This is a genomic window from Flavobacterium cupriresistens (genome assembly GCF_020911925.1).
GTDB classification, from domain to species: Bacteria; Bacteroidota; Bacteroidia; order Flavobacteriales; family Flavobacteriaceae; genus Flavobacterium; species Flavobacterium cupriresistens.
Genome location: NZ_CP087134.1, coordinates 1198270 through 1213152 on the forward strand (window position 1 = coordinate 1198270; position 14883 = coordinate 1213152).

The window sequence follows — 14883 nt, forward strand, 5'->3', positions numbered from 1 at the left end:
TAATTTTTTTTAAATAATAATTATGAAAAAGGCAAGATTTTATGGTACTATCAAAGTGTTGTTTAGTACCGTTTGTTTTCTTTTGAGTTTAAACGCTGTAGCACAAGAGAAACCGGATAAGCCCGGAGCAAGTGCTCAGGAACTCGCAGATAAACTCGCTAATCCCGTTGCAAGTCTGATAAGTGTGCCTTTTCAGAATAATTTAAATTATGGTATTGGTCCTTTTAACGGATCAAAATATACGGTTAATTTTCAACCTGTAATTCCATTTAAGATAAGTGATAATCTAAATTTAATTACACGATATATAATCCCGATTGTAGATCAGAGAGATATTACCGGAGAAAATACACATCAGTTTGGTTTAAGTGACGCTACCATTACCGCCTTTTTTGCCCCAAAAGCCAAAGGAATTATTTACGGGATAGGCCCCGCATTTTTAGTACCCATTGCCACAGATAAAGTACTGGGAACAGAAAAATTCGGAATTGGCCCAAGTGTATTATTAATGCATCAGGGCAAAGGGCTTTCGGTAGGTTTTATTGCCAATCAGATTTGGTCCGTGGCCGGAAATGATAACCGTGCCGATGTCAATCAGTTTTATACCCAAATATTCTTTTCTCATAGTTATAAAAGCGGAGCCAACTTAGGAATAAATGCCGAAATAACTCAAAATTGGGAAGGTAATACAACTGCAATCTCTTTAAATCCGTCTATCGGAGCGGTATCAAAATTAGGAAGTCAGGTTATTCAGTTCTCTTTATCTCCATTGATACCCATTGTTGGGCCTAGAGAATCAAGACCAGATTGGGGCTTAAGAGTCATATTGTCTTTTGTATTTCCGGGAAAATAAAATCATTTGACAACGTTTTATTAAAACTAAAATTAGGAGAAGTAAAAGGTTGATTATTGTTTAGATACAGAAGAAAAAAGAAACGATTACGAATCGTTCAAGAACTCCTATTTTAATAAAAGTTGGAAAATGAATGATGGCAAAGAAATAGAATGAAAGGTTTTTGAGTAACTAATCCATTTAAAGAAAATGAAAAAAATAATTTTGATATTGATATTTGTCTTTGCTTTTTTCAGTTGTAAAAAAGAAGCTGCAACTCATACAGATTCAACGGCAACAACCGAAAATAAAGCAACGCCTTCCGATCAGGATATTGCAGCTGCCTATACCTATTTGTATGGGAGATATCTCGTAATTCAGCAGGAAAACCACGATATAAACGTCGAAAAAGTAGGCTACAATAAAATAAAATACAATCCGTTGGGTTCTGCACAATTTGTCAATCCAAATCTCGATGTCGCTTATCTGGAAGCCTGGATTGCGGTTGATAAAGAACATGCTGTTATTCTGAATATTCCGAAAGTGGAAGGCCGTTATTATACCGCACAATTGCTGGACGGCTGGGGTGAGGTAATTACCAATATAAATGAACGTAATTATCCTAAAACACCATATGGGAAATTTGCTTTGGTTCTAAAAGGCACTAATCCGGTAATTCCGGCAAATGCAGTAAAAATTGAACTTCCATCAGAAAAAGTAAAAATGCTGGCAAGAGTGGAATTAAAAGGCACTCCCGCAGTAGCAAAAAAATTACAAGAACAATTTACGTTTGAAGTCCCAAGTGGAATTAAGATTGCACCACCACTGACAATTCCTGATTTTACTCCGGCAAAACCAATTGGCGCTGAGATCTTTGATAAAGTAAAAGAAGTTATTGATTCGTATCCTGATGTAATGCCAAAAGCAAAAGAATATCAGGCAAAAGCAATCACAGTTGGCGAATTCTATAAAAAAGACGATATCACAAAAGGACACACCGAAGATATTGTAAAAACAAAAGCAATTCCTGGATTCTTGGCAGGAGCAAAAGGTTTCGGGACACAAAAAGGAGGCTGGTCTGTATCGTATGTTGCCGGAAAATTTGGCGATGATATCATGGCCAGAGACATCATTAATTATGGAGGCTTGTGGGCAAATGAAGTAAAAGAAGCCATCTATTTTGTCGGACTTACTGATAGCAATAAACAGTTATTAAGTGGTGATAAAGTTTATGAAATCAAGTTTCCAAAAGAAGCACTTCCGGATACCATGGTCAACGCATTCTGGTCGGTAACGCTTTATAGTGTACCGGATTACAGAGTAGTTGACAACAAATTAAAGCGATACAATCTTAATAATATTTCGGGTTTAAAGAAAAATGCAGATGGCTCCATGAGCATTTGGCTGGGTTCATCCTTACCAAAAAATGCACCTCAGGAGAATTGGCTGCCAACTCCTGCCGGAAAAGGTTTTGCTTTAACGATGCGCATGTACGTCTCTAAAAAACCGGTACTTGATGGAACATGGTTTCCAAGTCCGATTGAGCTTAAAACAAATTAATCGTTAAAGAAAGATTTTGTCTTTCAGGGAAAAGCGTCGTTACGGTTGAAATAAAAAATAAAAAAATGTCAAAATCATCCGAAGAAAAAAGCGAAAATGTATTTGACTCCGCAGTGTCAAAAGAAGAACGTTATGCGAAAGGAAAAGAACTACGCAAAACGATTCCGCGATCTTGTCATGAAGAATGGAAACCGGATAAAGAGCGCAAAGACCCTGTTGAAATTTTAATCGGTACCAGTGTTGGAAGGGTTGAAAGTTTAATCCCAATTCGGTACAGCCGAATGATGCAATCTCCGTTTTCTTTTTACAGAGGAGCAGCAGCCATTATGGCTTCTGATTTGGCACAAACGAAAGACACCGGAATTTATCTTCAGCTTTGTGGTGATTGTCATTTGATGAATTTTGGCGGATTTGCAACTCCCGAACGCAAATTGGTTTTTGATATAAATGATTTCGACGAAACTTTTCCGGGCCCATGGGAATGGGATGTAAAAAGACTCGCAGCAAGTTTTGCCATAGCAGGAAGATGGAAAAAGTTCTCGGATAAAATGTGTAAAGAATTTGCCTGGAATGTTGCCGACAGTTACAAAAGACATCTGTTTGACTACAGTAAATTATCGGCGCTACAAATATGGTATGCCGATATTGATCTGGCAGAACTTATCGAAAAAGGCGACGATGAAGAGATCAAATCCTTTCAGCAAAAACGAATAAAAAAAGCCGCAGAATATACCGCCCACGAAAAGGAGTTTGCCAAAATGACCTATCAGGAAGGCCCAAGAGCAAGGATAAAAGATGATCCTCCATTAATTTATCATCCCGGAGGAAAAGAAGGCGAACAGATTCTGAAAGACGCAGAAATCGTGCATAAACGCTATATCGAATCCTTGTCGGATGATAAAAAGGTACTTCTGAACAGATATACCTTACACGATATAGCCATAAAAGTGGTTGGTGTAGGAAGTGTGGGAACCCTCTGCGGAATCAGCTTATTGATGTCGGCAACAGCGGAGCCTATCTTTTTGCAATTTAAAGAAGCAAGAAAAAGTGTACTGGAAAACAATGTAAAGGTTAAAGGTAAATACAGTCATCAGGGTGAACGTATTGTGATGGGGCAAAAGATAATGCAATCTGCCTCAGATATGTTTTTAGGATGGACGAATGATGATAAAAACCGATTTTTTTATATCCGACAGCTTAGAGATGCTAAAGTCAAACCCGTTCTGGAGATTATGAAATCAGATAATATGAACGATTACGCAAAGGCCTGCGGATGGGCATTAGCAAGAGCTCACGCCCGCACAGGAGACCCTTCATTACTATCAGGATACTTAGGACAAAACGATGAGTTTGCAGATGCAATTGCTAAATTTTCTATTTTATATGCCGATCAAAATGAAGCGGATTACGATAAAATGCTGCAAGCCATAAAAGAAGGAAGATTACCTGTTTCGGAAGAATTGTAATGGTTATGAATGAAAACAGAATGTAATGATAAGGTTAAAAGTAAAAACATTTAACCATATGTAAGAAAATTATATCTACATATGTGTTAATTAGAGAAAAATAATTTATCTTTGAGAGTGTTGCAATAATTTGGTTTACTATACTCCGTATATAACTGACAAGCTTTTTCAACCAAATTCCTCAACTCGTCCCAAATTCGATTAAGATTTTAAGATTTCAACTCAGATTAAATTAATAATTAATTTAAATACCACAAGATGAATATTAGAACAAATCTTCGTTTAATTCCAGTATTGCTATTGGTTTTATTGTACAGTTGCTCCCCGACTGTAAAAGTTACAACAGATTATGATCATGCTGCTAATTTTAGTGAATTTAAAACGTTTGCAGTCTATGATTTAAAAGCTCAGGAAGGACAGGTCAGCCAACTCAATGTTGATCGTGTTACAAAAGCGATTCGTGCAGAAATGATTGCCAAAGGTTTCTCAGAAACCAGCAGCAATCCTGATTTAAAAGTAAATGCAGTCTCTATCTTAAAAAATAAACAATCCGTTACAGCCGATTCTAATTTTTACGGCTATGGCGGTATGTATCGTCCTTACGGATATTGGGGCGGTGGTGCAATGATGGGCGGCGCTACTACAACTTTCAACACCTATGATTATGTTGATGGTTCCCTTGTAATTGATATCGTATCTACAAAAACTCAAAAATTGGTTTGGCAGGGAATCGGTAATTCTCAAATCGACAGCAGACCGGATAATCCTGAAGAATTTATTGCTGCTTCGATCAAAAAAATACTGGAAGGTTTCCCTCCCGGTTTAGCAAAAAAATAACTTACAAAAATGTTATAGTAAAGCTGTACTTACCATAAGCGTGGTAAGTATGGCTTTATAAGATGATAACAGACTCCACCTCTGAAATTGTTAACAAAGGAATATATTAATTAATTTAAGCTTAATATATTATGATGGATATACTACTTTCACTTTTCTTTTTTATAGCGACAATTGTTGGTTTTGCCACTTCTTTTAGGATACTTTTTTCGCGGAAAAATTATGCTAAAAGTTTTTTTCTGGGACTATTTATGTTTAGTCTGGCGACCGTAAGTGTCTATAATTTTTACTTATCAGTAAGTGCCTTTAAAAATGTCCCTAATTTATTCGGTATCACAAAAGCATTTATCTTTTTAGTAGCACCCTGCTCTTTTTTATATGTCAGAAATGTATTGTTCTCGACTAAAATGTTTAAAAAATACGATTGGCTTCACTTTTTGCCCTTTGTCCTATACTTTGGTTTAACTTTTATAGTATGGATTGCTGCCGATGCAAATATTCCAATTATTGCATATGTTTCTTCCCGAATAAAAAATCCTTTCACCACATTAAGCCTCACCTTTTGGTTGGTGTATGCCTTTTGGCAGACCATGATGATCTTAAACTGTGATTTGGAAAAACTGGAAGGAAAACAAGCTAAAAAAATAAAAATCATACAATGGTTAAGAGTCTATAATCTGGTCATCTTGTTTTTGTTTTCTACACTTTTTGTACATTTTTTTCTAAAAGACGGGATTAAAAACATAGACACCGCTTGTTATATTTTGATTTCGTCAGTGCTTTTTTTCACCGTCGGAGGACTTTATTTTAAACCCCATCTTTTTGCAGATACCAATGAAACGTATCATTTTGAAGAGAATAAATCGGTACCAATTGAAGCAAACGAAGTCAAAGACACATCGCCTTTAATTAAAGAATTAACTACAGACAGAAGGAAGGAGGACCTGCTAAAACTGGATTCTATTTTTTCTGCAAAAAAACTCTTCCTCAAAAAAGATTTTGTAATTCGGGATCTCGCCGAAGAAACAGGGATATCCGTACATCAACTCTCCAATTTAATAAACTCGGAATTTAACCTTCATTTTCAGGATTATGTAAACCTGAAAAGGATAGAGTTTTTTAAAGACAAAATCAACGACCCGGAATGGAAAGATTTATCCCTCGAAGGGATGGCCTGGGGGTCCGGATTTAAATCCCGAACAACCTGTTTTAGGGCTTTTATAAAACATACCGGAAAATCGCCTTCCGAATATTTCAAAGCAATCAGAGAGGATTCAGATAAAACAAATGTCTTTTATCTGAAACAATCTTAAAAGTAAAAAACAGGCTAGAAGAATTGTTACGCTATATTAATTTTAAACACATTATTATGAAAGCAAAATTCTATCAGCATAAGCAAATAATTAAATCTATTAGTATTTTATTACTTCTGCTCGTTTCCTTTTTGGGTAATGCACAACTTAAAGGAGGTCATATCCTTGGAGGAATGGGCTTGCAATCCGGAACCCAGAGTCCCGAGAATACATTGGCAGTATATGTTCCGGGCTATTTTTACAGCGCATCATCGCTGCGAGATAGTGATGGAAATATTTCCGTTGCCAACCCAAATTTAGATATGTTTATTACCGGCGTTGGCGTATCCTGGGTCAGTGATTTTAAAATTTTAGGCGCTACTTACGGAGCTTCGGCTTTGTTTGCCTTTGCCTCCAATAAAATTGAAGGAAACAATGTAAATATCGACGGATCTTTAGCATTTACAGACACTTATATCGTGCCGTTACAACTAGGATGGCATCAAAAAAGAGCCGATTTTGTTTTTAGCTATCAAATGTACCTGCCAACAGGGAAATACGAAGCCGGAGCCACAGACAATAGCGGACTGGGAATGTTCATGAATGAATTTTCAGCCGGAACAACACTGTTTTTTAATGATAAAAAAACGTTTCACTTCTCCACATTAGCATCCTATGAAATTAATGGAAAAAAGAAAGACACCGATATTAAAACAGGAGACATCTTAAGTTTTGAAGGTGGTTTAGGAAAAACATTTTATGTGTTTAATGCCGAAAAAACAGCTCCAAAATCAATTATCAATGCAGGATTAATTTACTATTTACAATATAAAGTTACCTCAGATAAAATTCCATTGCCAATAGGAGGGCTTGTTTGGGAAGGTGACAAGGATCGTGTTGCTGCTTTAGGAGCAGAGGTAAATTTTCTGCACTTAAGCTCTAAATCTACAATTGGTTTGCGTTGGCTGGGAGAAATTGGCGCTGTAAACAGATTTCAGGGAAATACTTTTTTCCTGACACTGGCTCATATTTTTAGCACCGGTACCAAAAAAGGATAGCACAAAGTATTCTTAACCTTTTGGAGTCTGTGTTTCTGTTTTTAATGAATATGATAAATTTTACCTATATGAAAAATACAGTTTCAGATTTTTCTATTAAAAACGTAAAACTCTTTCAGAAAATTTTTCTTACGACCGTTTTTCTTCTGTTTTCAGTTACCACAATGACGGGACAAAAACAGCATATTAGTGTGCGAGATTCTATAGACGGAGCAATAGATTTAAGCGATTATATTATCTACGCACATGGTTTTATTGTAGTCCCAACAATAATAACCGAACCGGCTTTGGGTGGAATTGGAGGAGCCATTGTTCCTGTCTTTCTAAAAAAACATGCCCCCGTTATTGATGAAAATGGAAAGAAAAGAATCGTAAATCCTGATATTACAGGAGGCATCGGAATGTATACCGGAAACAAAAGCTGGATGGCTGGTGCTTTTCGTTCGGGCAGTTTTATAAAGGCCAGAATGACCTACAAAGTGATGGCGGGTTATGGTGATATTAATATGTCTTTTTATGAAAATTTACCAACCGGAAAAGATTTGGAATTTAAGTTTAATTTTAAATCTTTTGTTTTTTATACGCAGGTTTTAAAACAATTCAGAAATCCAAAATGGAGTGCCGGTCCGCAATACCTTTTGTTGGACTCAAAAATAAAATTACCGGGGGACAATCTTCCTTCTTTTTTAAAGCCAAAGGATTTTAAAAGTACAGTGAGTCAGTTTGGTGGTGCCATTCAGTTTGATGGCCGTGATAATATTTTTACCCCTGATAAAGGAATTAGACTGCAATCGGATTTTTTCTGGTCTGATGATATACTCGGAAGCGATTACGATGCCTGGCGTGTGAATCTTTCCGCGATTGGATATCATCCTATAACAAAAAAGTTAATCGGAGGCTTACGCATCGAAGGCGAACAAGCATTTGGAAGTCCGCCATTCTACCTTTTACCCGGCATTAATTTACGCGGTGTCCCAATGGGAAGGTATCAGGGAAAAACCAGTTTGGTCTCTGAAGTCGAACTGCGATGGGATTTATACCGAAGATGGAGTCTTATGGGGTACGCAGGTGTAGCTAGTGCCTTTAACGATTGGGACAAAGTCTTTGATAAACCGGTGGTCTACAATTACGGAACCGGATTCCGATATTTACTTGCCCGAAAATTCAAACTCAGAATGGGCGTTGATGTAGCAAAAGGCCCTGAAGATTGGGCTTATTACATTGTTTTTGGAAGTAATTGGATGAGGTAATTCCTTTTTAACGATAAAAAAACGGTTTAAATTTTATCTGGCTATTTTTTTGAGTTGTTGATATAAAGGTTTTTTGTAGTTCTTGCTTTTAGATTATTCTGCCACGAATTTCACGAATGTCATTCAGACAGGAAATGCTAAAATAAAATGGCACGCAGATCCAGCAGATTTTAGCAGATTTTTTTATCAGTTCTATAGCTGAAATCTGCTGTATCTGCGTAAAAAAAAAGATCAAAATAATCCAAAAACAACAAATTAAAACCACTCTTTATCCGTAACTTAAAAAGTGTCAAATAGAATTAACCAGATCCCTACAGATTAAATCCTTTCAATCTTTTTAATCAGTGGCAAAAAATAATTCGCGCCCATTCGTGAAATTAGTGGCTATTCATTTGAGCCACAGACTAAGAGATTTAGACAAATTAAATGTGTTTATCAAGAATTGCAGAGATGGACCAGAGGTGTAATATTTTGTCTAACAAGTATCAATAGTATAGTTTGCTTCGAACAGAATGGACTTGTTTAGCTGACCAATATATTTTCGTAGCAAAAGGATATATTTTCGAGCAAACTAAAAACGGTATTTTTTCTTACATTTGAAATAAGATTTAAAAGGAATAAAATTATGTCAAATTTTTCAAAAAACAGAGTAAATGTAAATCATCCGGTAACGGACAGTTATGCATAAAAATCAGCTGTATTTGACAGGCTTTTTGTAAAAATGCAGAGCCTACTGCAGAGGTGTTGGGTTTTACAAAACTTCTTGCCTTACTAGAAGAATACGTTTCTTGGAGTCAATTGAATTCATTTATTGAAGGTTGTAAAAAAGCCATTGCATAGTCTTGTAAAGTGTTGAGTATGTTTCATAGAAATAGTGAAAAATAGAATAATTGCTGATTTTGTTGATAAAGAGATAAAAGTTAAAAAAGAGGATTAAATAAGAGGTTGTTAAATGATTGCAAAATCCCTGACACAGATTTCCGTGTCGGGGGTTTTGTTTTATAAAGAAGCCCGAATTAGTGTTTTTTCCAATAAGGCATAATTATTTTGTTCTCTTTTCGAGATAAATACAATAATATTAAAGTGGCAATAACACAAAAGAGCATGGCCTGAATAGTGCCTTCTGGACCAAATTCACCTCCGGTAGTCCATTCGGAACCTTGAATTTTAGAAACCAGTAAACTATTGGTTTTTTTATTTCCGGAAGTAACCGCGCCAAAAATACCCGATTGCATAAAATTCCATGCAAAGTGTATCGCGATCGGAAACCATAAATTTCGGCTGTACATAAAAGCAGTACCAAGCAACAAACCAGCTTCAACAGCTATACATAACGCAGAAAGAAAAGTGCTGTTTTCATTTGGCAAATGCAAAGCACCAAAAAGAACGGCTGAAAGAAGTAATGCAATATAACTTCCCAGTTTCTCTTCCAAAATTCTAAAAATAATGCCACGAATTAAAATCTCCTCCAAAATTGCAACAGTAAAGGCTATTGTAAGCGGAATGATAATAAAAGAAACAGGATTTACAGAAATAATACTAAAACCACCATTTACATAAATAACCAGGATGGTCAGGGATTGCAGGAGAACCCCAATTAAAGTTCCGAGGAGTAAATTCTTTGCCAGATTGTTGGTCGATAACTCGGTTATTTTTCTTTTTTCATATTGGCTAAAGAAAAGAACATAAGTCGTTATCGCAAGAGCAGAAACAATAAGGCCTTTAATAAGGTTCCTGTAATCTTTGTCAAGAGAAATCAACAACTTTCCAGCAATTTGCTGTCCAATATTAACAACAAGAAGACATGCAATTAAGGCAAGAACAATTTTTGTAATTGGGAAATTAAATATTTTTTGTTTTGTGGTCAGGGTTTCCATTTTTAATTTGGTTTAAGTATTAAGTGGAGACAAAAGTAAGTTGCCTCAAAACCAAAAAATAGAATGAAATTTGCCTGCTTTTATAATTTTTGAAATTGCTTGGGTAAAAATCCCGTTTGACTTTTGAAGGTTCGGATGAAATGACTCTGATCGGCAAACCCACATTGAAAACCAATTTCAGTAAGGTTACTTTCATTTGATTTGATGAGGGAAAGCGAACGGTTTATCTTCATTCGTCGCAAATATTCGCTTAGTGTACAACCAAAATACCTGGGAAAATGTTTTGAAATCGTAATCGGATTTACGTTTAAAACTGTCGACAAATCATGTAAATTCGGATTCTCGTTCCAACAATCGTTTAGTAGTTCGCTTAAACTCTTCACCCAAAACGGACTCTTTTCAAATTTCTCCAAATGAGTATGAGTATTGGACAATTGCGCAAACAACATCGTAATCGCATCTCCCGAAAAAGTATCGGCAATCATACATTCTCTAAAAATCTTCAGAATCAGAAATTTGGCAAGCGTGGTATGCTGAATTGATTTTTCAATTAAGGCTTCGCTTATTTGGAGTTCTTTTAGCAGATTTTCGTCAATTTCGAGGTTGATGTTTTTTGAGGGAAAAAGAGTGTTGTGATTCAGATGTAATTCATCACTATGGTAGAACAACAAAGACCCTGGGCCTACAACTGTACTCGAATTTTTACGCTTTTCTGATGTCCCGCCTTTCAAGAAAAGGGTCAGATGTGCATTATTATGCGAATGCCATCCTTCAAAAACCTTTTTCTGATACTCCGTTTCTACAACTGCAATTCCCTGCGAATTGTTAAAAACGTTTTTAGTATTGCCCAAGTATTTCTCTTTTTCCAGTTCGAACATTTCGCATTTTATTAGCTGCAATTTCGCAAAGCAAAGTACTATTTATTTAGAAAAAACAAATGATCAAATCGTTGTGATTGTAATAGGAAGAGTTTTTTTTTTAATGTATTTGTAATCTTTTACCGCTTAATAAAAAGATTGTGAAAATATTAACCGGAGAATGCTAAAAAATTACAGAAAATTTAATTGTTTTGTAACAAATTAGAAACATTGAAGACTAATTTGTAAATACCTTAAACATACATTATGAATACATTTTCATTCAAATCAGTACTTGCGGCTTCGGTCTTTTTTGTTGGGGCAACCAGCTGTTTTGCACAGGACGTTTTAGTAAATTCATTAAAACTAAACGCGAGTGATAAAAGTAAAGAAAACTTTAAATTCACAGAACAAATTAATTTAGGAACCACTTCAGTAAAAACACAAGGTTCTTCGGGAACATGCTGGAGTTATTCTACAAACTCTTTTTTAGAATCAGAAATGATTCGTTTAGGAAAGCAACCGGTAGAATTGTCTCAGATTTTCTCTGCAAGAAATGTTTATGTTGAAAAAGGAGTCAATTACGTTCGTATGCATGGTGCTGTTACTTTAGGTGACGGTGGTGCATTACACGATGTAATTAACATGTACAAAAAATACGGAACAGTTCCGAGAGAAGTTTATACAGGATTAAACTACGGAACTGATAAAAATAAATTTGCTGAAATGTCTTCTCTTATCGAAGGAGTTTTAGCTGCGGTTGTAAAAAATCCAAACGGAGAATTAACTCCAAACTGGCAAAAAGCGTATGCTGCTGTTATCGATTCTTATTTAGGAAAAGTGCCGGATAATTTTACTTACAAAGGAAAAAATTACACACCACAATCTTTTGCTAAAGAAGTAGTAGGAATCAACCCGGATGATTATATCGAAATGTCCTCTTTTACAACAGCTCCATACTACCAAAAAACAATGATGGCTGTACCGGATAACTGGTCTTTTGATCAGGTTTACAATGTAAAAGTAAACGATATGACAGACGTTATTGACAATGCTTTGAAAAAAGGATACACAGTAGCTTGGGCAACTGACGTAAGTGAGAAAAGCTTTAGCTGGAAAAATGGAGTAGCCTATGTTCCAACAAAAAAATTCGATGATATGACTGCTGAAGAAAAAGCAGACATGTTCAACGGACCAAAACCGGAACCGGAAATCACTCCTGAAATGCGTCAGACTGCGTTTGATAACTACACCACTACAGACGATCACGGAATGCACATTATTGGTCTTGCAAAAGATCAAACCGGAAGAGAATATTATATCGTAAAAAACTCATGGGGAGAAACAAACGACTACAAAGGTTTCTTGTTTGTAACTAAAAACTTCGTGAAATACAAAACGACTGCCTTAATGGTAAACAAAGGAGGAATTCCTGCTGATATCGCTAAGAAGTTAGGGGTTTAATTACCTTAGGTTTTAAAGAAAATAGAAAAGCGCTGCAATGAAAATTGCGGCGCTTTTTTTATGATTTAATTTAAATAGTTACAAAACAGCCATTTCTTTCTTATCATATTCATTGTCTGTTTTTATAATCTCGTGTATAGCATGTAGTAATTTAATTCTTTTTTCTACATTAATTTGTTCCGATGCTGAATTTGAAATTTTTTGTAACTCATAAATTGGTTTTAGCTCATTTCGGATATTAACAAAGGTATTGTCTTTTAGACCACTATAATTTATAGATGCAGATTTAATACTACCGTTTAAATCTTCATCTATATTAAATATTTTATTGGGTTGTATTTCATTTGGATATTGCTCATCAACAAAATATACTACAAACTTATCTATCTGTTTTTTGTATGATTTCATGATGGGTATTTCATCGTTACTTAATGCTACTCTGTAACTATTGTTGTCAACATTAATTTTAAATGTTTTTTTAAATTCGTTTTTAATAAGTTCCCGAAATTTCTGTATTATAAGATTATCTTTTTCCATAGAATTATTAATTTGGGTTATTAAATAGGACACTATTATGTTTTAAGACCTCCTCTATTATTCTAAAGTTCGTATTGTTGAAATCAATATCCATTGTAGAATCTACAACAATGACGCCAAATAAATCGTGAGAGTTAAAAAATTTAATAGGGCAACTTACAAAACTTCGAGATTTACTGGTTACTTTTTTTGCTTTAAATTTAGGGATATTAAATTTAGTTAATTGTTCTTGATAATACAAATTTGGATTTAAATTATTAAATTCACAAGTGTTGTTGAAAAAGTAAATTCCCAGATTATAACATATTCCTGCGCAACCTTCATTTGGTAAAAATTTAATTTTACTTAGTTTCTTTTCCTGTCTAGTTTGATACCTTCCAACATTCAATAAAAAAGTTGTGTAACTGAACCAGAATTTTTTATGTAAAAATAGTAGTCCTTCTTTTTTAATAAAGAGAGATACTCTAAACTCATGATTTTGAAAATTTGGTTCGGATGAAATAAATTCTTCAAAAATAATCTGGCAAATATTGTTATATAGTTTTTCGTCTTTTTTTGTATCGTTATTTCTGTGTGAAAGATAATAAAAGAGTAAATTTAGTAATCCCAAAAAGCTTAAGACTATGAAATAATGTTTGATTAAAGAATTCCTTAGTCCTGTATCAAGGATTCCTTCTGTAAAAATTAGGTTTTTGTCACTAATTGATTGAAGATATAGAGCAATAACAAAAGAAATAAATAGTTGTATTGCACCATAAATGAAGGTCTTTTTTAACATAATTAAAATGTATCTTGTAATATTACTAATTACAAATAAGACCAATTTTGTTTATAAATCTATCATGAAATTCCAAAGAGTCTAATTTGTCGGTTCTGATTTTGCAGTTATTTCAGATTTTATATAAAAGAGCCTACTTCCCTTCCAAAAACTTCTCCAAATACGCAACCTTATCTTTTTCAGCCTGAACCAAACGTTCATAAAGTTCCACAACTTTATCAAGTGGGTTGAAAGTACAGCTATGATTAACTCCAGCATTAACAATACCATTATCGTGATAAGTATTCCCAATAATATTCAAAACCGCTTCATCCGAAAAGTTTTTAATTGCGTCCACAGAAACACCTAAAGCTTCCGCAATTGTATTCAGTCTTTCCTCATCAACAGTTTCGCTTCCTTCAATATTAGAAACAGCTTGTTGACTTACGCCAATAGAAATGGCAAGTGCTTCTTGTTTCATTCCTCTAAGCTCTCTGATTCGGCTAATGTTTCTGCCGATATGTTTTGGTTTTGTTGCTGTGCTCATAGCTCAAAGATATTTAAAATTCCTTAAAAAATTGTGCTCAAGTAGAATACAAACTTCTGCTTGTGAGATACAATTTAATGTGTTTCAATATAATGGTAATTAATTGCTTAATTGCAACTCAGAAACAAAAATACAATTTTTCTGACAAATACTATTTAAAAACCAAAAAAATTAAATTTTAAACGCCATGCAAACAGAAAACAAAACCACAGCAGATCAGGATAACGTGATGAGGTCATTATCTAAATTTCTTTCAGATATTTGTTTCGAGGGAGAATTTAGAAAACAGCCCGAATATTTAACTGAAATTTTCGAGTACATCCTCGAGACCAAAATGGGAGACAATTTCGATTTACGAACCAAAATGATGAGCTGTATTAAAACCAGCAAAATGTTGGTAAAAGTTCTTGAGCCATTTTCAGATGATGAAATAGAAAAAGCCTGTGCTGAGATCAGAGGTTAGGATTTTGAACTGAATCTTGCTATTTTCGATGCGGGAAAAATCTCCTTTTACCGCATTTTTTTGTCCTTTCGAGGTACGAGAAATCA

General features: G+C 34.8%; 14 protein-coding genes. 9 read left to right on the forward strand and 5 right to left on the reverse strand.

Features of this window, described 5'->3' with window-relative positions; genetic code table 11:
* The first annotated feature begins 22 nt into the window (after positions 1-22).
* From LNP23_RS05325 to LNP23_RS05355, 7 genes are all read left to right on the forward strand, one after another.
* Entirely contained in the window at positions 23-853 is an 831-nt protein-coding gene (locus tag LNP23_RS05325) for a hypothetical protein (protein ID WP_230004201.1), read from the forward strand.
* A gap of 189 nt (positions 854-1042) precedes the next feature.
* Complete coding sequence (locus LNP23_RS05330) at positions 1043-2392, forward strand: DUF1214 domain-containing protein (protein WP_230004202.1); 1350 nt, start codon at positions 1043-1045, stop codon at positions 2390-2392.
* A 65-nt stretch (positions 2393-2457) separates the two neighbouring features.
* Positions 2458-3858: a DUF2252 domain-containing protein gene (locus tag LNP23_RS05335; RefSeq protein WP_230004203.1), complete on the forward strand. Its 1401-nt coding sequence runs from the start codon at positions 2458-2460 to the stop codon at positions 3856-3858.
* A gap of 258 nt (positions 3859-4116) precedes the next feature.
* Positions 4117-4695: a DUF4136 domain-containing protein gene (locus tag LNP23_RS05340; protein ID WP_047774812.1), complete on the forward strand. Its 579-nt coding sequence runs from the start codon at positions 4117-4119 to the stop codon at positions 4693-4695.
* 131 nt (positions 4696-4826) lie between these two features.
* Positions 4827-6008 carry a helix-turn-helix domain-containing protein gene (locus tag LNP23_RS05345; protein ID WP_230004204.1) on the forward strand — a complete coding sequence of 394 codons (1182 nt, stop codon included), beginning with the start codon at positions 4827-4829 and terminating at the stop codon, positions 6006-6008.
* A 56-nt stretch (positions 6009-6064) separates the two neighbouring features.
* Positions 6065-7045, forward strand: a complete 981-nt coding sequence (locus LNP23_RS05350; RefSeq protein ID WP_230004205.1) for a SphA family protein — start codon at positions 6065-6067, stop codon at positions 7043-7045.
* Between the two features lie 68 nt (positions 7046-7113).
* Positions 7114-8295 carry a BamA/TamA family outer membrane protein gene (locus LNP23_RS05355; RefSeq protein ID WP_230004206.1) on the forward strand — a complete coding sequence of 394 codons (1182 nt, stop codon included), beginning with the start codon at positions 7114-7116 and terminating at the stop codon, positions 8293-8295.
* A gap of 1016 nt (positions 8296-9311) precedes the next feature.
* On the opposite strand, the gene LNP23_RS05360 is transcribed toward LNP23_RS05355, so the two are convergent.
* Together LNP23_RS05360 and LNP23_RS05365 are read right to left on the reverse strand one after the other, a co-directional pair.
* Positions 9312-10172 carry a CPBP family intramembrane glutamic endopeptidase gene (locus tag LNP23_RS05360; RefSeq protein WP_230004207.1) on the reverse strand — a complete coding sequence of 287 codons (861 nt, stop codon included), beginning with the start codon at positions 10170-10172 and terminating at the stop codon, positions 9312-9314.
* 80 nt (positions 10173-10252) lie between these two features.
* A complete protein-coding gene (locus LNP23_RS05365) occupies positions 10253-11050 on the reverse strand; it encodes an AraC family transcriptional regulator (protein ID WP_230004208.1) in 798 nt (265 codons plus the stop codon).
* Between the two features lie 246 nt (positions 11051-11296).
* Between LNP23_RS05365 and LNP23_RS05370 the strand changes: the two genes are divergently transcribed.
* Positions 11297-12493: a C1 family peptidase gene (locus LNP23_RS05370; RefSeq protein ID WP_047774819.1), complete on the forward strand. Its 1197-nt coding sequence runs from the start codon at positions 11297-11299 to the stop codon at positions 12491-12493.
* Between the two features lie 78 nt (positions 12494-12571).
* On the opposite strand, the gene LNP23_RS05375 is transcribed toward LNP23_RS05370, so the two are convergent.
* The 3 genes from LNP23_RS05375 to LNP23_RS05385 form a co-directional block, all read right to left on the reverse strand.
* Positions 12572-13030, reverse strand: coding sequence for a hypothetical protein (locus LNP23_RS05375; protein ID WP_230004209.1), 459 nt, complete (start codon positions 13028-13030; stop codon positions 12572-12574).
* A 7-nt stretch (positions 13031-13037) separates the two neighbouring features.
* Positions 13038-13808, reverse strand: coding sequence for a hypothetical protein (locus tag LNP23_RS05380; RefSeq protein ID WP_230004210.1), 771 nt, complete (start codon positions 13806-13808; stop codon positions 13038-13040).
* Between the two features lie 133 nt (positions 13809-13941).
* On the reverse strand, positions 13942-14334 hold the full coding sequence (locus tag LNP23_RS05385) for a helix-turn-helix domain-containing protein (protein WP_230004211.1): 393 nt from the start codon (positions 14332-14334) through the stop codon (positions 13942-13944).
* 187 nt (positions 14335-14521) lie between these two features.
* On the opposite strand from LNP23_RS05385, the gene LNP23_RS05390 reads away from it, so the two are divergent.
* Positions 14522-14797: a hypothetical protein gene (locus tag LNP23_RS05390; protein WP_230004212.1), complete on the forward strand. Its 276-nt coding sequence runs from the start codon at positions 14522-14524 to the stop codon at positions 14795-14797.
* Positions 14798-14883 lie beyond the last annotated feature (86 nt).

Bases quoted from the DNA above. Each gene is read 5' to 3' on its own strand.
- LNP23_RS05340 (WP_047774812.1), top strand. From the start codon at position 4,117: ATGAATATTAGAACAAATCTTCGTTTAATTCCAGTATTGCTATTGGTT.
- LNP23_RS05355 (WP_230004206.1), top strand. From the start codon at position 7,114: ATGAAAAATACAGTTTCAGATTTTTCTATTAAAAACGTAAAACTCTTT.
- LNP23_RS05380 (WP_230004210.1), bottom strand. From the start codon at position 13,808: ATGTTAAAAAAGACCTTCATTTATGGTGCAATACAACTATTTATTTCT.
- LNP23_RS05345 (WP_230004204.1), top strand. From the start codon at position 4,827: ATGATGGATATACTACTTTCACTTTTCTTTTTTATAGCGACAATTGTT.
- LNP23_RS05330 (WP_230004202.1), top strand. From the start codon at position 1,043: ATGAAAAAAATAATTTTGATATTGATATTTGTCTTTGCTTTTTTCAGT.
- LNP23_RS05325 (WP_230004201.1), top strand. From the start codon at position 23: ATGAAAAAGGCAAGATTTTATGGTACTATCAAAGTGTTGTTTAGTACC.
- LNP23_RS05360 (WP_230004207.1), bottom strand. From the start codon at position 10,172: ATGGAAACCCTGACCACAAAACAAAAAATATTTAATTTCCCAATTACA.
- LNP23_RS05390 (WP_230004212.1), top strand. From the start codon at position 14,522: ATGCAAACAGAAAACAAAACCACAGCAGATCAGGATAACGTGATGAGG.
- LNP23_RS05350 (WP_230004205.1), top strand. From the start codon at position 6,065: ATGAAAGCAAAATTCTATCAGCATAAGCAAATAATTAAATCTATTAGT.
- LNP23_RS05365 (WP_230004208.1), bottom strand. From the start codon at position 11,050: ATGTTCGAACTGGAAAAAGAGAAATACTTGGGCAATACTAAAAACGTT.
- LNP23_RS05370 (WP_047774819.1), top strand. From the start codon at position 11,297: ATGAATACATTTTCATTCAAATCAGTACTTGCGGCTTCGGTCTTTTTT.
- LNP23_RS05335 (WP_230004203.1), top strand. From the start codon at position 2,458: ATGTCAAAATCATCCGAAGAAAAAAGCGAAAATGTATTTGACTCCGCA.
- LNP23_RS05375 (WP_230004209.1), bottom strand. From the start codon at position 13,030: ATGGAAAAAGATAATCTTATAATACAGAAATTTCGGGAACTTATTAAA.
- LNP23_RS05385 (WP_230004211.1), bottom strand. From the start codon at position 14,334: ATGAGCACAGCAACAAAACCAAAACATATCGGCAGAAACATTAGCCGA.